The sequence below is a fragment of the Pseudomonas sp. B13(2017) genome (genome assembly GCF_002113245.1).
In the GTDB taxonomy this organism is placed as follows: Bacteria; Pseudomonadota; Gammaproteobacteria; order Pseudomonadales; family Pseudomonadaceae; genus Aquipseudomonas; species Aquipseudomonas putida_Z.
The window spans coordinates 1-21,655 of record NZ_NEJX01000014.1; the positions used below are offsets into that span (position 1 = coordinate 1).

General features: G+C 64.0%; 24 protein-coding genes. 12 read left to right on the top strand and 12 right to left on the bottom strand.

Annotation, left to right across the window (positions count from 1 at the left end):
- Positions 1–144: 144 nt before the first annotated feature.
- Positions 145–1,779: a methyl-accepting chemotaxis protein McpP gene (mcpP, locus tag CAG44_RS17960; protein WP_085619327.1), complete on the bottom strand. Its 1,635-nt coding sequence runs from the start codon at positions 1,777–1,779 to the stop codon at positions 145–147.
- Between the two features lie 299 nt (positions 1,780–2,078).
- Here mcpP and CAG44_RS17965 point away from each other — a divergent pair, with 299 nt between their 5' ends.
- Entirely contained in the window at positions 2,079–2,909 is an 831-nt protein-coding gene (locus CAG44_RS17965) for an undecaprenyl-diphosphate phosphatase (RefSeq protein ID WP_025339410.1), read from the top strand.
- A complete protein-coding gene (locus CAG44_RS17970) occupies positions 2,902–3,315 on the top strand; it encodes a DUF1294 domain-containing protein (protein WP_025339409.1) in 414 nt (137 codons plus the stop codon). The genes CAG44_RS17965 and CAG44_RS17970 overlap by 8 nt, the downstream gene beginning before the upstream one ends.
- A 58-nt stretch (positions 3,316–3,373) precedes the next feature.
- On the opposite strand, the gene CAG44_RS17975 is transcribed toward CAG44_RS17970, so the two are convergent.
- Together CAG44_RS17975 and CAG44_RS17980 are read right to left on the bottom strand one after the other, a co-directional pair.
- Entirely contained in the window at positions 3,374–3,733 is a 360-nt protein-coding gene (locus tag CAG44_RS17975) for an MmcQ/YjbR family DNA-binding protein (RefSeq protein WP_025339408.1), read from the bottom strand.
- A complete protein-coding gene (locus CAG44_RS17980; protein ID WP_013972466.1) occupies positions 3,726–4,628 on the bottom strand; it encodes a LysR substrate-binding domain-containing protein in 903 nt (300 codons plus the stop codon). The genes CAG44_RS17975 and CAG44_RS17980 overlap by 8 nt, the downstream gene beginning before the upstream one ends.
- A gap of 133 nt (positions 4,629–4,761) precedes the next feature.
- Here CAG44_RS17980 and CAG44_RS17985 point away from each other — a divergent pair, with 133 nt between their 5' ends.
- The gene (locus tag CAG44_RS17985) at positions 4,762–5,373 is read left to right on the top strand and encodes an FMN-dependent NADH-azoreductase (protein WP_049277030.1); all 612 of its coding nucleotides are present in this window, start codon (positions 4,762–4,764) and stop codon (positions 5,371–5,373) included.
- 165 nt (positions 5,374–5,538) lie between these two features.
- On the opposite strand, the gene CAG44_RS17990 is transcribed toward CAG44_RS17985, so the two are convergent.
- The 3 genes from CAG44_RS17990 to CAG44_RS18000 all read right to left on the bottom strand — a co-directional run bounded on the left by CAG44_RS17990 (position 5,539) and on the right by CAG44_RS18000 (position 9,403).
- On the bottom strand, positions 5,539–6,741 hold the full coding sequence (locus CAG44_RS17990) for an NAD(P)/FAD-dependent oxidoreductase (RefSeq protein WP_085692671.1): 1,203 nt from the start codon (positions 6,739–6,741) through the stop codon (positions 5,539–5,541).
- 69 nt (positions 6,742–6,810) lie between these two features.
- Positions 6,811–7,410 carry a helix-turn-helix domain-containing protein gene (locus tag CAG44_RS17995; protein WP_025339404.1) on the bottom strand — a complete coding sequence of 200 codons (600 nt, stop codon included), beginning with the start codon at positions 7,408–7,410 and terminating at the stop codon, positions 6,811–6,813.
- A 40-nt stretch (positions 7,411–7,450) separates the two neighbouring features.
- Positions 7,451–9,403, bottom strand: a complete 1,953-nt coding sequence (locus CAG44_RS18000; protein ID WP_085692672.1) for an FAD-dependent oxidoreductase — start codon at positions 9,401–9,403, stop codon at positions 7,451–7,453.
- Positions 9,404–9,579: 176 nt separating this feature from the next.
- Between CAG44_RS18000 and CAG44_RS18005 the strand changes: the two genes are divergently transcribed.
- Both CAG44_RS18005 and CAG44_RS18010 read left to right on the top strand, forming a co-directional pair.
- Positions 9,580–10,623 (top strand): ABC transporter substrate-binding protein, encoded by a 1,044-nt coding sequence (locus CAG44_RS18005; protein ID WP_085692673.1) that lies wholly within the window; start codon positions 9,580–9,582, stop codon positions 10,621–10,623.
- A 23-nt stretch (positions 10,624–10,646) separates the two neighbouring features.
- Complete coding sequence (locus tag CAG44_RS18010; protein WP_085692747.1) at positions 10,647–11,402, top strand: class II aldolase/adducin family protein; 756 nt, start codon at positions 10,647–10,649, stop codon at positions 11,400–11,402.
- A gap of 88 nt (positions 11,403–11,490) precedes the next feature.
- On the opposite strand, the gene CAG44_RS18015 is transcribed toward CAG44_RS18010, so the two are convergent.
- A complete protein-coding gene (locus CAG44_RS18015) occupies positions 11,491–12,888 on the bottom strand; it encodes a cytosine permease (RefSeq protein WP_085591244.1) in 1,398 nt (465 codons plus the stop codon).
- Between the two features lie 234 nt (positions 12,889–13,122).
- Between CAG44_RS18015 and CAG44_RS18020 the strand changes: the two genes are divergently transcribed.
- From CAG44_RS18020 to CAG44_RS18035, 4 genes are all read left to right on the top strand, one after another.
- Positions 13,123–14,007 carry an EamA family transporter gene (locus CAG44_RS18020; RefSeq protein ID WP_085591242.1) on the top strand — a complete coding sequence of 295 codons (885 nt, stop codon included), beginning with the start codon at positions 13,123–13,125 and terminating at the stop codon, positions 14,005–14,007.
- A 210-nt stretch (positions 14,008–14,217) separates the two neighbouring features.
- Positions 14,218–14,538 (top strand): YbjQ family protein, encoded by a 321-nt coding sequence (locus CAG44_RS18025; RefSeq protein WP_003258990.1) that lies wholly within the window; start codon positions 14,218–14,220, stop codon positions 14,536–14,538.
- A 138-nt stretch (positions 14,539–14,676) separates the two neighbouring features.
- A complete protein-coding gene (locus CAG44_RS18030; RefSeq protein WP_003253897.1) occupies positions 14,677–14,865 on the top strand; it encodes a hypothetical protein in 189 nt (62 codons plus the stop codon).
- A gap of 140 nt (positions 14,866–15,005) precedes the next feature.
- Positions 15,006–15,317 carry a hypothetical protein gene (locus CAG44_RS18035; RefSeq protein ID WP_085692674.1) on the top strand — a complete coding sequence of 104 codons (312 nt, stop codon included), beginning with the start codon at positions 15,006–15,008 and terminating at the stop codon, positions 15,315–15,317.
- A 46-nt stretch (positions 15,318–15,363) separates the two neighbouring features.
- On the opposite strand, the gene CAG44_RS18040 is transcribed toward CAG44_RS18035, so the two are convergent.
- On the bottom strand, positions 15,364–15,696 hold the full coding sequence (locus tag CAG44_RS18040; protein WP_003253895.1) for a hypothetical protein: 333 nt from the start codon (positions 15,694–15,696) through the stop codon (positions 15,364–15,366).
- Between the two features lie 301 nt (positions 15,697–15,997).
- Positions 15,998–17,140 (bottom strand): class C beta-lactamase, encoded by a 1,143-nt coding sequence (gene ampC, locus CAG44_RS18045; RefSeq protein ID WP_085692675.1) that lies wholly within the window; start codon positions 17,138–17,140, stop codon positions 15,998–16,000.
- A gap of 119 nt (positions 17,141–17,259) precedes the next feature.
- Here ampC and CAG44_RS18050 point away from each other — a divergent pair, with 119 nt between their 5' ends.
- Positions 17,260–18,252: a bile acid:sodium symporter family protein gene (locus CAG44_RS18050; RefSeq protein ID WP_015270181.1), complete on the top strand. Its 993-nt coding sequence runs from the start codon at positions 17,260–17,262 to the stop codon at positions 18,250–18,252.
- A gap of 113 nt (positions 18,253–18,365) precedes the next feature.
- On the opposite strand, the gene CAG44_RS18055 is transcribed toward CAG44_RS18050, so the two are convergent.
- Together CAG44_RS18055 and CAG44_RS18060 are read right to left on the bottom strand one after the other, a co-directional pair.
- Positions 18,366–18,959 carry a DUF4157 domain-containing protein gene (locus CAG44_RS18055; protein WP_085692676.1) on the bottom strand — a complete coding sequence of 198 codons (594 nt, stop codon included), beginning with the start codon at positions 18,957–18,959 and terminating at the stop codon, positions 18,366–18,368.
- Positions 18,946–19,509 carry a TetR/AcrR family transcriptional regulator gene (locus CAG44_RS18060; RefSeq protein ID WP_085692677.1) on the bottom strand — a complete coding sequence of 188 codons (564 nt, stop codon included), beginning with the start codon at positions 19,507–19,509 and terminating at the stop codon, positions 18,946–18,948. Before CAG44_RS18060 ends, CAG44_RS18055 begins: the two co-directional genes overlap by 14 nt.
- A gap of 89 nt (positions 19,510–19,598) precedes the next feature.
- Here CAG44_RS18060 and CAG44_RS18065 point away from each other — a divergent pair, with 89 nt between their 5' ends.
- Positions 19,599–20,330, top strand: a complete 732-nt coding sequence (locus tag CAG44_RS18065; RefSeq protein ID WP_013972478.1) for an SDR family oxidoreductase — start codon at positions 19,599–19,601, stop codon at positions 20,328–20,330.
- 31 nt (positions 20,331–20,361) lie between these two features.
- A complete protein-coding gene (locus CAG44_RS18070; protein WP_085692678.1) occupies positions 20,362–20,973 on the top strand; it encodes a 2-hydroxychromene-2-carboxylate isomerase in 612 nt (203 codons plus the stop codon).
- A 95-nt stretch (positions 20,974–21,068) separates the two neighbouring features.
- Here the strand turns inward: CAG44_RS18070 and CAG44_RS18075 are convergent, their stop codons facing one another.
- Positions 21,069–21,614, bottom strand: a complete 546-nt coding sequence (locus tag CAG44_RS18075) for a cupin domain-containing protein (RefSeq protein WP_003248033.1) — start codon at positions 21,612–21,614, stop codon at positions 21,069–21,071.
- Between the last annotated feature and the right edge of the window lie 41 nt (positions 21,615–21,655).

Consider the following 21,655-nt stretch of genomic DNA (forward strand, 5'->3'; position numbering starts at 1 on the left):
AAGGGGTGGGGCGAGTTCTCCCACGGTCTGTACTGCTGTGAACAGTCAGATTCGGCTTTTTCGTCCCACCACCCCTTCGAGTATCACCATACAAGCGGCCTTGTGTCGCGAAAGGGGCGCAAAGCGCCCCCGGCATTCTCAACCTTATACCCGGAACTGCCGCAACAACTGCTCCAGCTCTTCGCTCAGCTGCCCCAGCGCCATCCCGGCATCGCTGGACTGCCGCGCCGCATCGGCGGTCTGCTGCGACAACCCGGCAGTATCCAGCACGTTGCGGTTGATCTCTTCGACCACGTGCGACTGCTGCAAGGTGGCGCTGGCGATTGAGGCATTCAACGCCGTGAGGTTGTTCAGCGCCTGGTTGATGGCATCCAGGCTGGCACCGGCCTCGCGGGCCTGCTCGACGGTCTGGCGCGAGGCCTCGCTGCTGGTGTCGATGGCCTTGACCGCAGCGTCCGACTGGCTTTGCAGGTGCTCGATCATGGTATGGATCTCGGCCGTCGACTGCGCCGTGCGCTGGGCCAGCAGGCGCACCTCGTCGGCGACCACGGCAAAGCCACGGCCTTGCTCGCCGGCCCGCGCCGCCTCGATGGCTGCGTTCAGCGCCAGCAAGTTGGTCTGTTCGGCGATGGAGCGGATCACGTCCAGCACACCACCGATGCGCGTGCTGTGCCCGGCCAGGTCGCGGATCACCTGCACGGCCTGGTCGATGGTCAGCGACAGCCGGTCGATCTGCGCCAGGCTGCCGTGAATGGCCTCCTGGCCGTGTGCTACCTGCTGTTGTGCGGTGCGCATTTCGCCAGCGGCCTGTTCGGCGGTCTTGGCCACGTCCTGCACGGCGTAGGTCACTTCGTTGACCGCAGTGGCCACCTGGTCCATCTGCAGCGATTGCTGGGCGCTGTGCTGTTGCGCGGCACCGGCATTGTCGCCGACATGCCCGGCGGACCGGGCCAGGGCATGGGCCGCCCCTTGCAACTGGCCGACCACGCCTTGCAGCTTGCCGTTGAAGCGGTTGAAGTGTTCGCCCAGGTGGGTGATTTCGTCACGGCCGTGAGTGTCCAGGCGCCGGGTCAGGTCGCTTTCGCCGCTGGCGATGTTGCCCATGGCCTGCACCGCTTCCTGCAGCGGGCGGGCGATGCTGCGGGCAATCAGCATCACCACCAGCGCCATCAGCAGGGCAATGGCCACGCCTACCAGCGAGGCGTCACGCAACTGGCGAGCGAATTCGGCCTGTACATCGTCGACATACACGCCTGAGCCGATGATCCAGCCCCAAGGCTTGAACAGCTGGATGTAGGACGTCTTGGCCACCGGCTCGCTGGCACCGGGCTTGGGCCAGCGGTAGTTGACCGGCCCGGCGTCCTGCTGCCGGGCCAGGGCGACCATCTCGTTGAACACGGCAAAGCCGTCGGGGTCGCGGATGGCCGACAGGTCCTGGCCGTCGAGCTTGGGGTTGGCCGGATGCATGATCATCTTCGGCCCCAGGTCGTTGATCCAGAAGTAGTCGTTCTGGTCGTAGCGCAGCGCGCGTACCACTTGCAGCGCCTGTTGCTGGGCCGCCTCGCGGCTGAGTGTGCCGGCTGCTTCCAGGCCTTGGTAATAGGCCAGCACACCGGCTGCGGTCTGTACCACGTGGCGGGTCTTTTCCGCTTTGGCCTGGTACAGGTCACCGTGGATCTGGCGCAGCATCAGCAGGCCCAATACCACCAGCATGGCCACCGCCACCAAAAGGATCAGCCACAGACGGCGGCTGATAGACATCGATCTCAGGGTTTTCATACCACAGCTCCCGCATTGTTCTTTTTATTCAGGCGCATCCAAGCATGCTTTGCGCCACGCCCCCACTCGACTAATGGCTAAGTGCTGTCCATCCAATAGTCTGCAGCAGTTTGTACAAGGCGATTGCAAACGCGCTCTGCTAGGATTTCGGCCGCGCAAGATGAAACCTTTAGGCGGCGTGAACTTTTCTACTGGCATTGCGCCCAACAGTCGCTGTAAAACAGCCGGGCCGCGTGCGGCAACTTCAAGCAAATCAAGAACAAGGGGCCTGCAACGAGCAGCGCTCCATCGGGGGAACGATGGATTTTTGGACTGCCTTCCAGGCAATCATCTTAGGCGTGGTCGAAGGGCTGACGGAGTTTCTGCCGATCTCCAGTACCGGCCACCAGATCATCGTCGCCGACCTGATCGGGTTTGGTGGCGAACGGGCCATGGCTTTCAACATCATCATTCAGCTGGCGGCGATCCTGGCGGTGGTGTGGGAGTTTCGCGGCAAGATCTTCGACGTGGTCTTCGGCCTGACCAGCCAGCCCACGGCGCGGCGTTTCACCGGTAACCTGTTGCTGGCGTTCCTGCCGGCAGTGGTGCTGGGCGTGCTGTTCGCCGACCTGATTCACGAATACCTGTTCAACCCGATCACCGTGGCGGCTGCGCTGGTGGTGGGCGGGGTGATCATGCTCTGGGCCGAGCGCCGCGAGCACCGTGTGGAGGTGGACCACGTGGACGACATGCGCTGGAGCCACGCGCTGAAGATCGGCTTCATCCAGTGCCTGGCGATGATCCCGGGCACTTCGCGCTCCGGCTCGACCATTATCGGTGGCCTGCTGTTCGGCCTGTCGCGCAAGGCGGCTACCGAGTTCTCGTTCTTCCTGGCGATGCCGACCATGGTCGGTGCGGCGGTGTATTCGGGCTACAAGTACCGCGACCTGTTCCAGCCCGGCGACCTGCCGGTATTTGCCATCGGCTTCGTGACCTCGTTCATCTTTGCCATGATTGCCGTGCGTGGCTTGCTCAAGTTCATTGCCAACCACAGCTACGCGGTGTTCGCCTGGTACCGCATTGCCTTTGGCCTGCTGATCCTGGCGACCTGGCAGTTCGGCTGGGTCGACTGGGCGACGGCACATGGCTGAGGCAGCGCGTGGGCAAAGGGGGGAGGGCGTACGTAATGTGCGCCTGAAGCTGCTGCTGTTGGGCCTGCTGTGCCTGCTGCCGGGCCTGGGCGCGGCGCGGATGGCCTGGGTCGACCAGGCCTGGTGGCCGCTGGCGCTGTACCCGGCAATGAGCCTGATCAGCCTGTTGCTGTATTGGCAGGACAAACAGCAGGCGCGTACCCAAGCCTGGCGTACGCCCGAGAAGGTGCTGCATGCCAGTGAGCTGCTGGGCGGCTGGCCGGGGGCACTGCTGGCGCAGCAGCTGTATCGGCACAAGACGCGCAAGGTGTCGTACCAGCTGGTGTTCTGGGGGATTGTGCTGGTGCACCAGGTGTTCTGGGCGGACTGGCTGTTTCTTGGCGGGCGGTATCTGCCCTTCAGTTGATATGTGACTGTGCCGGCCTCTTCGCGGGCAAGCCCGCGAAGAGGCCGGCACAGGCTAGCTAGATTACCAACCCCACCTGCAACCGCTTAGGCAACCGCCGCACCACCAACTGGTGCGAGCGCTGCAACAGATCACACAGCTCCTCACGCCCCATGGGGTAGGGCAATGCCATGCTGATCCACCGCGCCCGCGCCAGGTACGGCGCAGGCCGCACCCCCGGGCGATCGCAATAGCCGAGAAACAGTTCGTCGGCCACCTTGAACGACAACCCCGCACCCGCCAGGTCGAGCACCGCGAACATCTTGTTGCCCGCCACCGAGAACACCCGGATGCCACCCCATTTGTAGTCTTCCCGCGCACCCGGCAGGCTCAGGCAGAACGCTGCCACCTGGGCTTCGCTCATGTTCCGCTCAGACATACTTTTCTCCACAGGCCTCGAACGACGCCGCCAGGTGGTCGATCCATACCCGTACCGCAGGCAGCAAGCCGCGCCGGTGCGGGTACACCGCCTGCAGGTAGCCACCCGGCAGCGACCAGTCCGGCAGTAGGCGCACCAGTTCGCCGCGCGCCAGTTCTTCTTCACAGAACATGCTGGGCAGCGCGGTAAACCCGAGGCCTGCCCGTACAGCAGCATTACGTACTACGAAATCATCGATGGCGAGGCGCGGTTCCAGGGCGATTTCCTGCTGTTTGCCATGGGGGCCGAACAGGCGGAAGTGTACCAGCCGGTCCGCCTCGGCAGCGCCCAGCACCGGCAATGATGCCAGTTGGCCCGGTTCGCGGATGTGGTCGGCGAAACCGGGCGCTGCAACCAGCTGCATCTGCGCCTGGCGCAGGCGGCGGGTGACCAGGGCCGGGTCTTCATCGCCCAGGTCGCGTACGCGCAGGGCCACGTCGATACCTTCGGAAATCAGGTCGACCCGGCGGTTGAGCAGCACCATGTCCAGTTGCACCAGCGGGTACTGCGCGAGAAAGCGGCTGATCACATCCGGCAGAAAGGCGTGGGCCAATGCCACCGGGCAGGACACCCGCAAGCGCCCGCGCGGTTCGCTGCTCATGCTGGCGACGGCCTCGTCGGCGGCTTCGGCTTCTAGCAGCATGGCCTGGCAGTGGTGCAGGTAGCGCTCGCCCACCGCGGTGAGCTTCAGTTGCCTTGTAGTGCGTTGCAGCAGGCGCGTGCCCAGGCGTTCTTCAAGCTCGGCGATACGCCGCGACAGGCGCGACTTGGGGATGCCCAGCTGGCGGCCGGCTGCGGCGAAACCGCCGGCTTCGACCACGCGGGCGAAGTAGAAAAGGTCGTTGAGGTCTTGCATGGGAATGTCTCACTGTTCCACCTGTAGGACAAACTAACGCATTTTTGCTGCCTTATCAGCTATTGTTGATGTCGGTAGGATTCTCCCCATCGTGATCGCCCAACGTCGCGGTCTTCATTCACAGGAGAGTCCCATGAAACTGTTGCATATCGATTCGAGCATCCTGGGCGACAATTCCGCCTCCCGCCAACTGAGCCGCGAAGTGGTCGAAGCCTGGAAAGCCGCCGACCCGAGCGTGGAAGTGGTGTACCGCGACCTGGCCGCTGACGCCATCGCCCACTTCTCCGCGGCTACCTTGGTAGCGGCTGGCACCCCGGAAGACATGCGCGACGCAGCCCAGGCCTTCGAAGCCAAGCTGAGCGCGGAAACCCTGGAAGAGTTCCTGGCTGCCGATGCCGTGGTGATTGGTGCGCCGATGTACAACTTCACCGTGCCGACCCAGCTCAAGGCCTGGATCGACCGCGTTGCCGTCGCCGGCAAGACTTTCCGCTACACCGAAGCCGGCCCGGAAGGCCTGTGCGGCAACAAGAAGGTAGTGCTGGTGTCCACCGCCGGTGGCCTGCACGCTGGCCAGCCGACTGGCGCCGGGCATGAGGACTTCCTCAAGGTGTTCCTGGGCTTCATCGGTGTCACCGACCTGGAAATCGTCCGCGCCCATGGCCTGGCCTATGGCCCTGAGCACCGCAGCCAGGCGATCGATGCTGCCCAGGCGCAGATTGCCAACGAGCTGTTTGCTGCTGCCTGATCCTGCTGTCTTGCGCAAGCTTCAAAGGCTTGCGCGAACTCTGTGGGAGCGGCCTTGTGTCGCGAAAGGGCCGCAAAGCGGCCCCAGAGATCTCGGTGTAAACGCTGACATCCTGGGGCCGCTGCGCGGCCCTTTCGCGACACAAGGCCGCTCCCACAATCAACCTCAGGCCACTGGAATAGCCGGGTCAGCCGCTGCCAGCGCTGCAGCACGTTCGGCCGCCGGCGGATAGATCCACACGGTATTGATCTGCGCCTTCAACACCTTGGCCTCGGCCTTGTCCTCCGGTGGTGACACCGTGCGTTCCCACCCTTCGGTATACACCGCCCCCCAGGCCCCAAGGTCCAGGCAGGTCACGTACTTGGGCTGGCTGTAGGTCTTAGGTGCCACGCCAATCAGCTCGGCCGCCGCATTGTTGCCCGCATGACGCCCCAGCGGAATCGCATGCTGGCAGGACATCACCGCGTAATTGCCAAGCTCGTCGCAGGCGGCGTAGGCCACATCACCTGCTGCGTACACGGCATCATTGCCTTTCACCTTGAGATTGCCGTCGACATGCAAGCGGCCCTGGCGGTCGCGCTCGCCACTGATCTGCTCGGTGAGCGGGTTGGCCTTGAAACCCACGGTCCAGATCACCGTGCTGGCGTCGATGCGCTGGCCGTTGTCCAGCAGCACGCCGGCAGGGTCGACCGAGGCTACCGTGGCGCCACAGATCCACTCCACGCCCAGGGCCTCGGAGGCCTGCTCGATGGCGGGGCGGATGCCGTCACCCAGGGCCGCGCCAATCCTCGCCCCACGGTCGACCACCACCACGCGCAACGCCGCGTCCTCGCCGAGGATTTCGCGCAGGCGGGCCGGCAGTTCGGTGGCGGTCTCGATGCCGGTAAAGCCACCGCCGGCCACCACCACGGTATTGCGCGCCGGTGTGTCGGGCAGGTTCGCCAGTGACTTCAGGTGGGTTTCCAGGCGCGCGGCGCTGTCGAGCTTGTCGACATCGAACACATGCTCGATGCCGACCATGTCGGGCCGGTTGAGCACGCTGCCGCAGGCCATGATCAGGCGGTCGTAGGGCAGGTTGCACTGGGTACCGCTGCGGGTGCGGTAGCTGACGCGGCGGGCCGCTTCATCGATGTGGAAGGCCGTGCCCTGCACGAAGCGGACGTTGACGGCATCGAACAGCTCTTGCAACGGCGCGGCCATGGCATGGACGTCGGGCTCGTAGAAGCGCGGGCGCACATGCAGCTCGGCCTGGGGTGCAAGCAAGGTGACTTCGACATCCTTGCGGCCATGGAGGTCAAGCTGGCGGACGGCGCTGAGCGCGCTCCACAGGCCGGCAAAGCCCGCGCCAATGATCAGGATCTGCTTCATGGTTGTGCTCCTCTGAAGTTCGGTTAACAAGGTAGACCCTGTTGCTGGATGTTGGGGAGCGAGCATGCTTCAGAATGTTGGCGGCGTGATCACCCAGATCACCACGGCATCCACCTCGCCGGGGTTGCCATAGCGGTGCGGTTCCTGGCTCGAGAAGCTGAAACTGTCCCCTTCACCCAGCTGGAAATGCCGCTCGCCCACCCACAGCTCGAAGCTGCCGCTGAGGATGTAGCCGGCCTCTTCACCGTCGTGGCTGTAGCTCTGCTGGCTGTAGCTGCCCGGAGGGAAGCGCGAATGCAGGATTTCCAGCTGGCGGTTGGGCTGGGGCGTGAGCAGTTGATCGACGATGCCATCTTCGTAATGCACGCTCAGGCGGCTGTTGCGCCGTACCACATAACCCTGGTCCTCGGGCGCAGTGGTGGCTTCGCTGGCGAAGAACCACTGGATGGTCACCCCCAGGCTGCGGGCGATGTTGAACAGCGCCGGAATCGATGGATAGGAGAGGTTGCGCTCCAGCTGGCTGATGTAGCCAGCAGTCAGTTCACTGTGCGTGGCCAGCTCCGCCAGGGTCATGCCACGGCGTTTGCGCAGGCCGCGAATGCGGCTGCCGAGAAACTGCGGCGCGGCGCCCCCGGCTTCGCTGGCGGGGGGCTGGGGGAGTTGGCTCATGCACGTCGGTCCATCGTGAAAAGCCGCAGTATGTACAGCCTCAGAGCGCCCAGGCAACCGTCAGGCCATCGTGAATCGCTTCTTCGGCGGTACGCGGCGCCAGGCAGTCGCCAATGCGGCGCACCTCGACCAGGCCGGCCAGCTCCGTGGCCAGGCGGTCTTCCGGTTGATGGCCCAGGCACAGTACCAGGGTGTCGATACCTTCGAAGATCATCGGTTCGCCGCTGGCGGTGTGCTGCAGGTACACCGTGTTGTCGTCGCTGCCATACAGGCGGGCATACGGTGTGACGGGAATACCCAGGCGATGCAGCTCGCCGGCCAGTTGGTCGCGCACGTACAGCGGCAGGCTTTCGCCGCAATGGGTGCCATTGACCGCCAGTTGCACCTGGTGGCCCTCGCGTACCAGGCGTTCGGCGATGCCGGGGCCGATCCAGTCGCAGCGCCAGTCGATCACCAGCACCGAGCGCCCCGGTTTTGCTTCATTGCGCAGTATTTGCCAGGCATCCACCACCTGTAGCTCACCGGTGCGCTCGAAGGCCGGCCAGTAGGGGGTGGCACCGGTGGCCGCGATCACCAGGTCGGGGCGTTCTCGTTCTACCAGTGCGCGGTCGACCCGGGTGTTGCGCACCACTTCCACGCCTGCCAGGGCCATTTCCCGCTGCAGGTTGGTGCTGGCGCCACCGAACTCGCTGCGTCGTGGCAGCAACTGGGCCAGCAGCACCTGGCCACCGAGCTGCGGGCCAGCCTCGTACAGCGTGACCTGATGCCCACGCGCAGCGGCCACGGCGGCGGCTTTCATGCCGGCGGGCCCGCCACCGGCCACGAGGATGCGCTTGGGGTGGGTGGTGATGGACAGTTGCTCGTACTGCAATTCGCGGCCGGTTTCTGGCCGCTGGATGCAGGAAATGGGCAGGCCGCGGTGGAAGTGCCCGATGCAAGCCTGGTTGCAGGCGATACAGGCACGTACGTCCTCGACCTGGCCATGCTCGGTCTTGTTCGGCATCTGCGGGTCGCAGATCAGCGCACGGGTCATGCCGCAGACATCGGCCTGGCCACGGGCCAGGATCAGTTCGGCTTCCTGGGGCTGGTTGATACGCCCGGTGACGAACAGCGGGATGCCCAGGTGCTGCTTGAAGGTGCCGGCCTCCCGGGCCAGGTAGGCCGGTTGAATGGCCATCGGCGGCACGATATGCACGGCGCCGCCCAGTGATGCCGACGTGCCGGCAACGATGTGCAGGTAGTCGAGCTGGCCCTGCAAGGCAACCGCTGCAGCCAGCGATTCGTCCTCGCTCAGCCCCTGGCTGTCGCGCTCGTCGGCACTGATGCGCAGGCCGATGATGAACTGCTCGTCGGTGGCCGCTCGTACTGCAGCCAGCACTTCGCGCAGGAACCGCAGGCGCTGTTCGAGCTCACCGTTGTAGCCATCCGTGCGCTGGTTCACCCGCGGGTTGAGGAACTGCGCAGGCAGGTAGCCATGGCTGGCCACCACTTCAACGCCATCCAGCCCGGCCTGGTGCAGGCGGCGGGCAGCGCTGGCATAGCCCTGGACGATCTCGTCGATCATTGCCTGGTCCAGCGCGCGTGGCATCACCCGGAAGCGTTCATTGGGCACTGCGGACGCCGAGTAGGCCACCGCCAGCAAGCCGTCCGCCGACTCCATGATCTCCCGCCCGGGGTGGAACAGTTGCGACAGCACCACGGTGCCATGCTCATGGCAGGCCTCGGCAAGCTGGCGATAGCCGTCGATGCAGGCATCGTCGGTGGCCATCAGCACATGCGAGGTGTAGCGGGCGCTGTCATGCACCCCGGCCACCTGCAGCACGATCAGGCCGACGCCACCGGCGGCGCGGGCGCGCTGGTAGGCGATGAGCTTGTCGTTGACCAGGTTGTCGGTAGGCAGGCAGGTGTCGTGGCCGGTGGACATGATGCGGTTTTTCAAGCGTTTGCCGCAGATCTGCAAGGCTTCGAACAGGTGAGGGAAGGCGGTCTGCATACAGGCGGCTCCGGTGCGGTGTTGTTCTTGTTTTTTTATGAAAGTGTAGCGTCAGTAAAAAATCAACTTGTTTTTTTACTGGTCGACGACTAGGTTTTTCTCACCCTCATGGCGAGGGCGTGACCTCACAACAACAAGAAAACGGGCCCGTCGGGCACCGACAGGAGGCAACTACGATGCAGGTATTCCCACGTGTAAGCAGCCTTTGCGCAGCGTTGCTGGCCATGGGCCTGGGCAGTGCGCAAGCGGCACCGCAGATGGTCGTGGTCGGCTATGGTGGTGCCGGCCAGAAAGCCCAGGACGAGGCGATCTTCAAACCGTTCAGTGCCCAGGATGGCAGCAAGCTGATCCAGAGCGAGTACAACGGCGAAATGGCACGGATCCAGGTGATGGCCGACACCGGCAATGTCGACTGGGACGTGGTGCAGATCGAAGGGCCTGACCTGATGCGTGGCTGCGACGAGGGCATCTACGAGCAGCTGGACTGGCAGCGCATGGGCCATGCGGGTGAACTGATTGCCGACGCGGCACAAGCCTGCGGCTCGGCCGCGCTGGTATGGAGCGTGGCCATTGCCTATGACCGCAGCAAGCTGGCCCAGGCGCCTGCGTCGTGGGCCGACTTCTGGGACGTGAGCAAGTACCCAGGCAAGCGCGGCCTGCGCAAGCGTGCGGTGTACAACCTGGAGTTCGCCCTGATGGCCGACGGGGTCGAGGTCGAGGATGTATACAAGGTACTGGCCACTCCGGCCGGGGTCGAGCGTGCCTTTGCCAAACTCAGCGAACTCAAGCCGCATATCCAGTGGTGGGACGCCGGGGCCCAGCCTGCCCAGTGGCTGGCGGCGGGTGACGTGGTGATGACCTCGACCTACAGCGGGCGCATCGCCGTGGCGGCCCAGCAGGGCAGCCCGCTGGCAGTGGTCTGGCCTGGCAGCCTGTATGGCATGGATTACTGGGCGATCATCAAGGGCTCGCGGCATGTCGACCAGGCCAAGCGGCTGATTGCCTACGCCAACCAGCCGGACACCCAGGTGCGTTATGTGCAGCAGATCCCCTATGGGCCGACCAACACCCAGGCGGCCGCGAAGCTCGACCCGTCCCTGGCCAGTTGGGTGCCTACTTCGCCGCAGAACCTGCAGGGGGCGTTGGCGATGAATGTGGAATTCTGGGTCGACCATGGCGAAGAGCTGGAACAGCGCTTCAATGCGTGGGCCAGCAAATAGCGTTCTGCAAAGGAATAACAATGATGACCGCAACGGAACAAAGCCTGCGCCAGGAGCTGGCCGCCTGCTATCGGCTGATCGCCCATTTCCGCATGAGCGACCTGATCTTCACCCATATTTCCCTGCGTCTGCCGGGGCCGGAGCACCACTTCCTGATCAACCCGTACGGCTTGCTGTTCGATGAGATCACGGCCTCCAGCCTGGTGAAGATCGACCTGCAAGGCCGGCCAGTGGAAGCGACGCCGCACCCGGTCAACCCGGCCGGTTTCGTCATCCACAGCGCCATCCATGCTGCCCGCGAGGATGCCCGTTGTGTGCTGCACACCCACACCCGGGCAGGTTGTGCGGTGGCGGCGCTGGAATGTGGGCTGCTGCCGCTCAACCAGATGTCCATGGAGTTTTATGGCAAGGTGGCCTACCACGGCTATGAAGGGATTGCGCTGGACATGGATGAGCAGCGAAGGCTGGTAGCCGACCTGGGCGACAAGCCGGTGATGATCCTGCGTAACCATGGCCTGCTGACCACCGGGCGCAGCGTGGCCGAAGCATTCCTGCGCATGTACTACCTGGAGAAGGCGTGCGAGATCCAGTTGGCGGCACAGAGCGCCGGGCAGGTGATTTTACCGCCCGCCGAAGTGTGTAGGCATACCGAGCGGCAGTTCAATGATCCGGGGCGGGGCTTGAAGCCGGGCGAGCTGGCGGATGCGGATGCGCTGCAGCTGGCGTGGGCGGCGTTGTTGCGGATGCTGGAGCGAGTCGCGCCGGACTATCGTCGTTGACATTGGCGCGCTCGCGGTGAAAGCCGTCTTGCCCTCGCATCGCGTTTGCGGCGCGAGGGCAAGACGTTTCTACGCTGTCGGCGAGAGCTTACCGGACCTCAGGCACGATCATCGCTGCCGGTGCCTCGTGCGCCCGCCCCCGTGCCACCCAGTAGTACAGCACGCTCGGCACTACCAGGCCGATCAGCCACGAAATATCCACACCGCCCAGGTGCGCGACCAGCGGCCCTGTGTAGAGTTTGGTGTCGATGAACGGCATCTGTATCAGCACGCCCACGGTGTAGACGATGATTCCAGGCCAGTTCCAGCGGCCGTATCGGCCTTGCGGGTCGGCGAGGGCGGGGATGTCGTAACGCTCCTTGGTGATGAAGTAGTAGTCGACCAGGTTGACCGCGCTCCATGGCACGAAGAACGTCAGCAGGAACAGGATGAAGGACTTGAACGCGCTGAGAAACGAATGCTGGCCAAGCAAGGCCACCAGGGTGGCGGCGCCGACGATGCCCAGTACGAACAGCAGGCGCTGCGCACGGCTGATCGCCAGGTGGCCGCGGAAGCCGCTGATGATGGTTGCGATGCACATGAAGCTGCCATAAGAGTTCAGCGTCGAGATGGTCACCTTGCCAAAGGCGATGCAGAAATACAGCAGCGCTGCGGTGCTACCGGCGCCACCCAGGCCGACGATGTAGGCCACTTCGTGACCGGAGAACTGGGCACCGGCGATGGCGGCGGCGAACACCCCGAGGATCATTGATGCCTGGGCACCGATCACCGAGCCCAGGCCTGCGGCGAGGAAGGTCCTCACTGGCGATGTACTGCTTGGCAGATAGCGCGAGTAGTCGGCCACATAGGGGCCGAAGGCGATCTGCCAGGATGCAGCCAGTGATACGGCGAGCAGGAACGATGCCCAACTGAAGTGGCGGTTGTCGAGTAACTGCCCGATGTCGGCCAGCATCATGATGCGACTGAACAGGTAGACGAAGGCAATGATGCCCAGCACGCTGGCGATTCGGCCGATCCAGTGGATCACCCGGTATCCGGCCAGGGTGGCGAGCACGATTATGCTGGCGAAAATCAGGATGCCAGTGCTGTCGCTGACGTCGAGCAATTGGCCGATTGCCTGTCCGGAGAGCACCGTGCCGGTGGCGGTGAAGCCCAGGTACATCAGGCATACCAGCACCATCGGTATGGCCGCGCCGTAGACCCCGAACTGCACGCGGCTGGAAATCATCTGCGGCAGCCCCAGACGAGGACCTTGAGCGGCATGAAGGGCCATGACCGCGCCGCCGATCAATTGACCGAGCAGCAGGCCGATCAGCGACCAGAACACGTCGCCACCGAGCACCACGGCCAGGGCGCCGGTCACGATTGCCGTGATCTGCAGGTTGGCTCCGAGCCACAAGGTGAACTGACTGTACACGCGTCCATGGCGTTCAGTCTCGGGTATGTAGTCGATCGAGCGCCGCTCGAGTACGGGTTTGCTGGACATTCAGTGGCTCCGCTTCATTGTTTTTGTGTAAGCGAGTCAGTCATCGGCGGGACGCAAGGCGGATGACCTCGCATGATATGAGCATGTATATACAAGTTCGGTCAAGCCATCTATTGCGAGTGAAACAGTCGTGCTGTTGCGCAATGATGGGTTGCAACTGTGCTGGTCCCTGTCAAAGGAATAGCCTTATGCTGTAACGAAATATGTCTAGAAAGCTTGAAGAAGGATGTCGCAATGCCGCTCAAGGACCTGCTCATCGCCCTGGTGGTGATTGTTGCCTGGGGAGTCAACTTCGTGGTCATCAAGGTTGGCCTCGATGGGTTGCCGCCGATGTTGCTGGGGGCATTGCGCTTCTTGCTGGTGGCGTTCCCGGCGATCCTGCTGGTCAAGCGGCCCAAGTTGCCCTGGCGCTGGCTGATCGCCTATGGTGCGACCATTTCGTTGGGCCAGTTCGCTTTCCTGTTCCAGGCCATGTACAGCGGCATGCCGCCAGGGTTGGCCTCGCTGATCCTGCAGTCGCAGGCGTTCTTCACCCTCGGCTTTGCCGCGCTGTTTCTTGGCGAGCGGCTGCGCCTGGCCAGCGTGCTGGGGCTGCTGGTGGCCGCCAGCGGCCTGGCGCTTATCGGCAGCGAAGACGGCGGCCATGTACCGATGCTGGCGCTGATGCTGACCCTGTGTGCCGGTGCCATGTGGGGCATGGGCAACATCATTACCCGGCGCTTTGGCTCGGTTGACCTGGTGGCGCTGGTGATCTGGGGCGGGTTGATTCCGCCACTGCCGTTCCTGGCATTGTCCTGGTGGCTGGAGGGGCCGGAGCGTATTGGCCATGCCCTTGCCAATATCAGCTGGAATTCGGTATTGGCCCTGGCTTACCTGGCGTTTGTCGCCACCATGCTCGGCTACAGCCTGTGGAGCAAGCTGCTGTCGCGCCACCCGGCCGGCAAGGTGGCGCCGTTCTCGCTGCTGGTGCCAGTGATTGGCCTGAGTTCGTCGGCGTTGTTGCTGGGCGAGCGTTTGACCGCGACCCAGGGCTGGGGCGCATTGCTGGTGATGGCAGGGTTGCTGGTGAACGTGTTTGGCGCCCGCATTGGCCAACGGCTGCGCGCGGTCAGCGCGTAGTTGATCCTTCAATCACTGCCCGACTGAAAATCGCAAGCCAGCGCAAACCCTGTGGGAGCGGGCGTGCCCGCGAACACGGGCGAAGCCCGTGCCAACCACCGCGGTGCCTGCTTCGCGGGCACGCCCGCTCCCACAATGACGGCATATCTGCGAGTGGAATTGCGCTCTGTTAGAATCGGCCTCTTTTGCCAGGCCAATTGAGTGCACCCCATGATCATTTCCACCACCAGCCAGCTCGAAGGCCGCCCGATTGCCGAATACCTGGGCGTGGTCAGCTCCGAATCGGTGCAGGGCATCAACTTCGTGCGCGATTTCTTTGCACGCTTTCGCGACTTCTTCGGCGGCCGTTCGCAAACCCTGGAAAGCGCACTGCGCGAAGCCCGGGAACAGGCCACCGAAGAACTGAAGGCGCGGGCACGCCAGTTGCAAGCCGATGCGGTAGTGGGGGTGGATTTCGAGATCAGCATGCCGTCGGTACAGGGCGGCATGGTCGTGGTATTTGCTACCGGTACAGCGGTGCGCCTGAAGTAGAGCGTCTGCCGCTGGTCGGGTCCAGGGCTTCGGTCCGGGCGGTCCGCAAATGACCAGCTAGTCTCACCTTCACAGGTCGCGTTTGGTTGAGCAACTGTTCTGGTTGCTGGCGCGTCCGCCACTGGAGGGAGACAGGGCATGAGCGAATCCTTTTTCGAAGACCTGAACGACGCGTTCCCGATCAACAGCCAGGTGCGTTGCGGCCAGGCGGCATTCCGCCTGGGCTTCGCCCACATGACGCTGGATGATTCCGAACAGCTCCAGCCTGCACACCTGCAGCGCAGCAAAAAAGGCCGCTTCATGCCGCGGGTTCCGCTGAAGAAGTGATCCCGCTCCAGCACAACCCCGCCGAATGGCGGGGTTTTTATTGCCATTTCTTGATCCGCCTCATGGCATTGCCGGGTAGCGCTCGCAGGATGGCCAAGGCTGTGGTTTTCTTGCGCGGCATTCCAGCAACGGAGGATTGAATGCTCATGGGAGTCAGGGAAGAGACCTATTGGCAATGGGCCGACGCCCAGCTGCACAGCCGCTGCCACGACGAAGCACTCAGTGACGGCACCACGCTGGATGTGCAGGTGCGCTTGTCGCGCCTGGGGGCGACCCAGCTGTTCCTGGGGCTGTATGCCGGGGATGGGCGAGCATTGCTGGAGGAGTATTACCCCGCACGGCCAGGCGAGACCATGACCCGCGCCCTGGTGTGGGGTGTCGACCGTGCCCGGGCGATGGCAACCGGCGCCTTGCCGCTGCCAGAGCACCGCAGCCAGCGGCGCCAGGCATGAAAAAGCCCGGCCTATGCGGGCCGGGCTCAGGTAAGGGTGTGAACCCTCAGTTGAGCGGTTCGATCACCTTGACTGCCTGCTGCTCACGGGCAGCGGGCCATTCTTGTTGCAGGGTCTGCAGGACGCGGCCAACGAACTCGGTGTCAGCGGCGGCCTTCTTGCCGACGTAGCCTTGGCCACGGCGGTAGACCTTGAAGCGGGCACGCATGCTGGGCAGGTGCTCTTCGAATTCATCTTCGACGGTGTTCGGTGGCAGGCGGTCGAGGCGCACTTCACCGGTCTGGCTGACCCACAGCAGATGGTCGTCAAGGCTGTCCTTGCGTACGGCGAACAGCTGAGCCAATTGGTCGATAGTCGGATTGTTGTTCAAGTTCATCATAAAGCCCCCATTACCCATTCGTAGGTGATTTTTCACAGTTGGCGCTACCACGGTGTAGCGCACTACCAAGGCTGCTACAGCAGCATCGCAACAGGGGCTTTCTCACGCTGCCTTTTGGACAGTTTCCCTCTCCACGGACGGCCTGCGTTACCGCGCAGGCCGTCTGGAACACCCTTGCCACCGCTCCCGATCAGGGAGACGGCTTCATCATGCCCAAGGGCGATGAACGGCGTCAACCATTTTGTAGTGAATATTTTTAGCCACTACATCGTGTCGTTTTGTTCGACAATCGCTGCCCGCACTACAGCCCGGACAGAATGTCGAAGGCCGCGCGCACCCGGGCTTCGTTCGGGTAATTTCGGTTGGCCAGCAACACCACGGCCAGCTGTTCGGCGGGCACGAACGCGGCGTAGGCGCCGAAACCATTGGTCGAGCCGGTCTTGTTGTACCAGGCTGCCGGCAGCGGCGGCAGGGCTGGTTGCAAGCGCGTGGTTGCCTGCGGTTCACGGATAAGCTGCGGGCCGTTGCCATCGACCAGTGTGCCCAGCGTGACCGGGTAGGGGTAACGCTCCCAGCCCAGGCCCTGGGTCATGGCGCCGACCTGGAAGTAGCCCCGCTGGGTAATGGCCGTGGCTTGTGCCAGCGCCGGTGGTAGCCCCTCCGGCTGCATGTGCAGGCGCACATAGCGCAGCAGGTCGCTGGCGCTGGTCTTGATGCCGTAGGCTTCGTCGGCGTAAGGGCCGGGGCCGACACGCACCGGCTTGTCGGCACTGTCGTAGCCCTGGGCATACAACCCCTGGGCGCTGGCCGGGACCTGCAGATAGGTGTTTTCCAGGCCCATCTGTTTCAGCAGGCCCTCGCTCATCAGCGTGGAAAACGGCTGATGCTGCGCGCGGGCGGCCAGGTCACCGAACAGGCCCAGGCTAGGGTTCGAGTAGCAGCGCTGGGTGCCAGGTTTGGCGCGGGGTTGCCAGTGACGGAAGAAATCGACCACCTGCGGCGGCGTCTGCACCGCATCCGGGAACTGCAACGGCAGGCAGTCGGCACTGTAGGCGCCCAGTTCCAGCACGCTTGCGTCGCCGATGGGGGCGCCGGCGAGGGCAGGGTGATAGCGCTTGGCCGGGGCATCGAGGTCCAGCTTGCCTTCGGCACTGGCCAGTGCGGCCAAAGTGGCGGTGTAGGTCTTGCTCAGCGAGCCGATCTCGAACAGCGTGTCGCGGCTGACCGGCACATTGTCTGCCTTGCTGGCCACGCCATAGCTGAAGTAGTGCGCGTGGTTGCGAGCATAGATGGCCACGGCCATGCCGGTGATGCCTTGCTCCTGCATCAACGGGCGGATGATCTGGTCGACCTTGGCCTGCAACTGGTCGTCGGCCTGGGCGGCACTGTGGCCCAGGGTGAGAGTGATGGCGGCTGCAAGTGCAGCCAGGCGGGAGAGGGGCATGAGCGGGTCCTGTGCTGGAGCGTGTCCGTTGAGCGACACCGGTGGGGGTTCCGGCGTTAGCGGCGAAAAACCGAAGACCTTATCGTCTGCCCTTGCACAATGACAAGACGGAAACTGTGATGAAGTATTTGCGCATGTTATTCGACAATTTCACCCTGGCCTTGCTCGGGGTGGTACTGATTGCCACCGTGCTGCCTTGCTCGGGCGACGGCGCGGTGTATTTTGGTTGGCTGACCAACCTGGCCATCGGCCTGCTGTTCTTCCTGCATGGCGCCAAGCTGTCGCGCGAGGCGATCATCGCCGGTGCCGGGCACTGGCGCCTGCACTTGCTGGTGTTCTCCTGCACCTTCGTGCTGTTCCCGTTGCTGGGCCTGGCGTTCAAGCCACTGTTCGTGCCGCTGGTGGGCAACGAGCTGTACCTGGGCGTGCTCTACCTGTGTGCCTTGCCGGCCACCGTGCAGTCGGCCATCGCCTTCACCTCGCTGGCGCGTGGCAACGTGCCGGCGGCCATTTGCAGTGCGGCGGCATCCAGCCTGCTGGGTATCTTCCTCACGCCGTTGCTGGTGATGATGTTGCTGGGGGCCAGCGGCGATACCGGTTCCGGCCTGGATGCGGTGCTGAAGATCACCCTGCAGCTGCTGGTGCCGTTCGTGGCCGGGCAGGTCGCCCGGCGCTGGATCGGTGCGTGGGTCAAGCGCAATGCGCGCTGGCTCAAGGTGGTGGACCAGGGCTCGATCCTGCTGGTGGTCTACACCGCGTTCAGTGAGGCGGTGGTCACCGGGCTGTGGCACACGGTATCGCCGCAGCACCTGGCCGGATTGTTTGCCGTGTGCGGGATTTTGCTGGCAGTGGTGCTGTACGGTACCCGGCTGCTCGGCAAGCTGCTGGGCTTTGACCTGGAGGACCGCATTACCATCCTGTTCGCCGGTTCGAAGAAGAGCCTGGCTACCGGGGTGCCAATGGCGCAGGTGTTGTTCGTCGGCAGTGGCATTGGCGCGATGATCCTGCCGCTGATGCTGTTCCACCAGATCCAGCTGATGGTCTGTGCGGTGCTGGCGCAGCGTTATGCCAGCCGTGAGCAGGTGGCTGAAGAAGCTTCGGCGGCATCCTGACAGGGCCCTATCGCCGGCAAGCCAGCTCCCACCTCGACCGCACAGCTCTCAAGGCCTGTGCAGTCCCTGTGGGAGCTGGCTTGCCGGCGATGGGCTGCAAGGCAGCCCCAGACTTACCGGACCTGCCCTGAACCACGCTCGCGCAGCGCCTTGCTTACCTCGCCCTCGATCTTGTAGGCCGGCGCTTCCAGGTCGTCGTAGTTGCGCGTGTAGCGCCGGGCGAACTCTTCCACACCCAGCTGCTGATACTGCTGCACATGCTTGAGCTCGTGTGCCCACAACGCCACGTTGTCCTCGGCATCGGCGGGGCGGCGGAAAATGATCGTGTCGATCAGCGTCACGGCGTTCACGTCGGGGTTCTGCAGCAGCGCATTGGCCGCGCTCATCTGCTGTTCGTCACCCACCCGGAAGCGCGCCGCGTCGAGCACGGCAAAGTCGTACCAGGGTTCGAGTTGCGCACGGATATGCAACGGGATCGGCTCGACGCCGCTGGCGGTGGCTTCGTCGCGGGCCTGGTGCAGGGCGTAGGTCAGGCTGGACGAAGCCAGCACTTCCACATCCTTGAAAATCTGCCCGGCCTGCCCAGGGTCGATGGGCGCACAGAAACACCCCATCAGGCACACCTGGTACTGCCCTGGCGGGCAGGCCTGTTCGGCCAGTGCAGGCAGGCTCAGCAGTAGCCCCAGCAGTAGACTAATCCGCTTCATGCAGGGTCTTCTCGACAAAGTGGCGGCTGGCGTCCAGTACCTGCGACTGCACGCTTTCAGTGGCCAGCATGCGCCCGACCAGCAAGGCACCGACGCACTGGCTGATCAGCACCCAGGCCAATTCGTCGTCCTCCAGGGTCGCGCTCCAGGCCTGGTGCAGCTCTACCAGCCAGTGCTCGGCCACGGCGCGCACGGGTGCTTCGGCCCGGGCAATCTCCACCCCCAATGGCGGCAGCGGGCAGCCACCTTCGGCATTGTGCAGGTGGGCCAGGCTCAGGTACTGCTGCAGGCAACGGCCCAGGCGTTCGCGGCTGGCGCCCTGGTTGGCCAGGCGCGCCAGCGGGCTGTTGCACAGTTCCTGTCGCACTACCTCGGTGAACAGGTCGTCCTTGGACGGGAAGTGATTGTAGAAGGCGCCGCCGGTCAGGCCGATCGCCTTCATCAGCCCGGCCACGCCGGTGCTGGAAAAACCCCCGCGTTTGGCCAGCGCGCCGCTGCTGGCCAGCAGCCGCTCGCGGGTTTGCTGCTTGTGTTCGTTGGTGTAGCGCATTCAGTTGCCTCTGCAGGCGGGCTTGACGGTGGCGGCGATCATAACATAGCGTTCGTTTACTAAACGATCATTCACCAATGGGGACAGGCATGACAGAACAACAAAAAGTGGTGCTCGTGATTGGCGCCGGGGATGCTACCGGCGGCGAGATCGCCAAGCGCTTTGCCCGCGAGGGCTACATTGCCTGTGTTACCCGGCGCCAGGCTGACAAGTTGCAGCCGCTGCTGGACGAAATCCGCGCTGCCGGCGGCCAGGCCCACGGGTTTGGCTCCGATGCGCGCAAGGAGGAGGAGGTGGCGGCGCTGGTCGAAACCATCGAGCGTGATATCGGCCCGATCGAAGCATTTGTGTTCAATATCGGTGCCAATGTGCCCTGTAGCATTCTCGAGGAAACCCCGCGCAAATACTTCAAGATCTGGGAGATGGCCTGTTTTGCCGGTTTCCTCACCGCCCAGGCGGTGGCCCGGCGCATGGTCCAGCGCGAGCGCGGCACCATCCTGTTCACCGGCGCCACTGCCGGCACTCGTGGCGCGGCGGGCTTTGCGGCATTCGCCGGGGCCAAGCACGCCTTGCGCGCCTTGGCCCAGAGCATGGCGCGCGAGCTGGGGCCGCGGAACATCCATGTCGCCCACGTGGTGGTTGACGGGGCCATCGACACCGCCTTCATCCGTGACACGTTCCCCGAGCGCTACGCCCTGAAGGACCAGGATGGCATCCTCGACCCGGCCCACATCGCCGACAGCTACTGGTTTCTGCACGCCCAGCCCCGCGACGCCTGGACCTTCGAGCTGGACCTGCGTCCCTGGATGGAACGTTGGTAAGCCCCTTTCACCGAGCAAGGACCGTAACCACATGAACAAGACTGTCGATTTCTTTTTTGACCTGGGCAGCCCGGCCAGCTATCTGGCCTGGACCCAACTGCCTGGCCTGTGTGCCCGCCAGGGTGCCACGCTGCGTTACCGGCCGATGCTGCTGGGCGGGGTTTTCCAGGCCACCGGCAACGCCTCGCCGGTGATGATCCCGGCCAAGGGCCGTTACATGTTCACCGACCTGGCGCGCTTCGCCGCGCGCTATGGGGTACCGTTCGAGTTGCCGCCGGGGTTCCCGGTCAATACCTTGACCCTGATGCGCGGGGCAGTGGGCACCCAACTGCGTTCGCCGGAGCGGTTCGAGGCGTTGCTGGCGGTGCTGTTCAATGGGCTGTTTGCGCAGAGCCGCAACCTGGGCGATAACGCTGTCCTCGACGACACGCTGAGCCAAGGCGGCTTCGACCCGCAGGCATTTCGCGCGTTGGCGGGTGATGACGAGGTGAAGGCCGCGCTCAGGCACGCGACAGAAGAGGCAGTGGAGCGCGGGGTGTTCGGCGCGCCGACCTGTTTTGTCGGTGACGAGATGTTCTTCGGGCAGGACCGCCTGGACTTTGTCGAAGAGGTCCTGCGTAAGGGTGTCGACAGCCTTACCTGAAGGCGCCCCTCCCACAGGGTTGGCGCCTTCCCTGTGGGAGCGGCTTCAGCCGCGAACACCGGCGAAGCCGGTGCCATCCCGCACGCATGAAGCAATCAGAAGTTCGCCGGGGTATTGGCGCTGATAATCTCGGCCTCGTCCGGGCCGATGTTCTTGAAGCTGTGCGGCAGGGTAGTAGGGATGTAGTACCCGTCGCCCGAGTTGAGCACGCTCACCTGGCCATCGACCCACAACTCGACGGTGCCGCGGGTGACCAGGCCACACTCTTCACCCTCGGCATGCACGATCGGTTCGCCCGAATCGGCGCCCGGTGCATACAGTTCACGCAGCATGCGCATCTGCCGGCCTTCGACACTGGCGCCGACCAGCAGCATGCGCAGGCCATTGCGGCCCAGGTCTGGCTGCTCGCCGCCACGGAACACGTAGCGCTCTTCGCGCACCGGCTCGTCGAAACTGAAGAACTCCGCCAGGCTCATCGGAATGCCTTCGAGCAGTTTTTTCAGGGAGCTGACCGAAGGGCTGACGCGATTCTGCTCGATCTGCGAGATCGTCGAATTGGTCAGCCCGCTGCGGCGGGCCAGTTCCCGTTGGGAGAGGTTGTTGCGTTCACGCACCAGTTTGAGTCGCGTCCCCGTGTCCATAGCCGCCTTGTAATCAGAGGTGTCAATAATAATGAGCGATG

Coding starts and splice junctions, on each gene's coding strand:
- CAG44_RS18075 (WP_003248033.1), bottom strand. CDS start 21,614: ATGGACACGGGGACGCGACTCAAACTGGTGCGTGAACGCAACAACCTC.
- CAG44_RS17965 (WP_025339410.1), top strand. CDS start 2,079: ATGGATTTTTGGACTGCCTTCCAGGCAATCATCTTAGGCGTGGTCGAA.
- CAG44_RS18055 (WP_085692676.1), bottom strand. CDS start 18,959: ATGAAGCGGATTAGTCTACTGCTGGGGCTACTGCTGAGCCTGCCTGCA.
- CAG44_RS17975 (WP_025339408.1), bottom strand. CDS start 3,733: ATGTCTGAGCGGAACATGAGCGAAGCCCAGGTGGCAGCGTTCTGCCTG.
- CAG44_RS18000 (WP_085692672.1), bottom strand. CDS start 9,403: ATGCAGACCGCCTTCCCTCACCTGTTCGAAGCCTTGCAGATCTGCGGC.
- CAG44_RS17985 (WP_049277030.1), top strand. CDS start 4,762: ATGAAACTGTTGCATATCGATTCGAGCATCCTGGGCGACAATTCCGCC.
- CAG44_RS18060 (WP_085692677.1), bottom strand. CDS start 19,509: ATGCGCTACACCAACGAACACAAGCAGCAAACCCGCGAGCGGCTGCTG.
- ampC (WP_085692675.1), bottom strand. CDS start 17,140: ATGCCCCTCTCCCGCCTGGCTGCACTTGCAGCCGCCATCACTCTCACC.
- CAG44_RS18005 (WP_085692673.1), top strand. CDS start 9,580: ATGCAGGTATTCCCACGTGTAAGCAGCCTTTGCGCAGCGTTGCTGGCC.
- CAG44_RS18030 (WP_003253897.1), top strand. CDS start 14,677: ATGAGCGAATCCTTTTTCGAAGACCTGAACGACGCGTTCCCGATCAAC.
- CAG44_RS18065 (WP_013972478.1), top strand. CDS start 19,599: ATGACAGAACAACAAAAAGTGGTGCTCGTGATTGGCGCCGGGGATGCT.
- CAG44_RS18050 (WP_015270181.1), top strand. CDS start 17,260: ATGAAGTATTTGCGCATGTTATTCGACAATTTCACCCTGGCCTTGCTC.
- CAG44_RS17995 (WP_025339404.1), bottom strand. CDS start 7,410: ATGAGCCAACTCCCCCAGCCCCCCGCCAGCGAAGCCGGGGGCGCCGCG.
- CAG44_RS17970 (WP_025339409.1), top strand. CDS start 2,902: ATGGCTGAGGCAGCGCGTGGGCAAAGGGGGGAGGGCGTACGTAATGTG.
- mcpP (WP_085619327.1), bottom strand. CDS start 1,779: ATGAAAACCCTGAGATCGATGTCTATCAGCCGCCGTCTGTGGCTGATC.
- CAG44_RS17980 (WP_013972466.1), bottom strand. CDS start 4,628: ATGCAAGACCTCAACGACCTTTTCTACTTCGCCCGCGTGGTCGAAGCC.
- CAG44_RS18015 (WP_085591244.1), bottom strand. CDS start 12,888: ATGTCCAGCAAACCCGTACTCGAGCGGCGCTCGATCGACTACATACCC.
- CAG44_RS18020 (WP_085591242.1), top strand. CDS start 13,123: ATGCCGCTCAAGGACCTGCTCATCGCCCTGGTGGTGATTGTTGCCTGG.
- CAG44_RS18035 (WP_085692674.1), top strand. CDS start 15,006: ATGCTCATGGGAGTCAGGGAAGAGACCTATTGGCAATGGGCCGACGCC.
- CAG44_RS18070 (WP_085692678.1), top strand. CDS start 20,362: ATGAACAAGACTGTCGATTTCTTTTTTGACCTGGGCAGCCCGGCCAGC.
- CAG44_RS18025 (WP_003258990.1), top strand. CDS start 14,218: ATGATCATTTCCACCACCAGCCAGCTCGAAGGCCGCCCGATTGCCGAA.
- CAG44_RS18040 (WP_003253895.1), bottom strand. CDS start 15,696: ATGATGAACTTGAACAACAATCCGACTATCGACCAATTGGCTCAGCTG.
- CAG44_RS18010 (WP_085692747.1), top strand. CDS start 10,647: ATGACCGCAACGGAACAAAGCCTGCGCCAGGAGCTGGCCGCCTGCTAT.
- CAG44_RS17990 (WP_085692671.1), bottom strand. CDS start 6,741: ATGAAGCAGATCCTGATCATTGGCGCGGGCTTTGCCGGCCTGTGGAGC.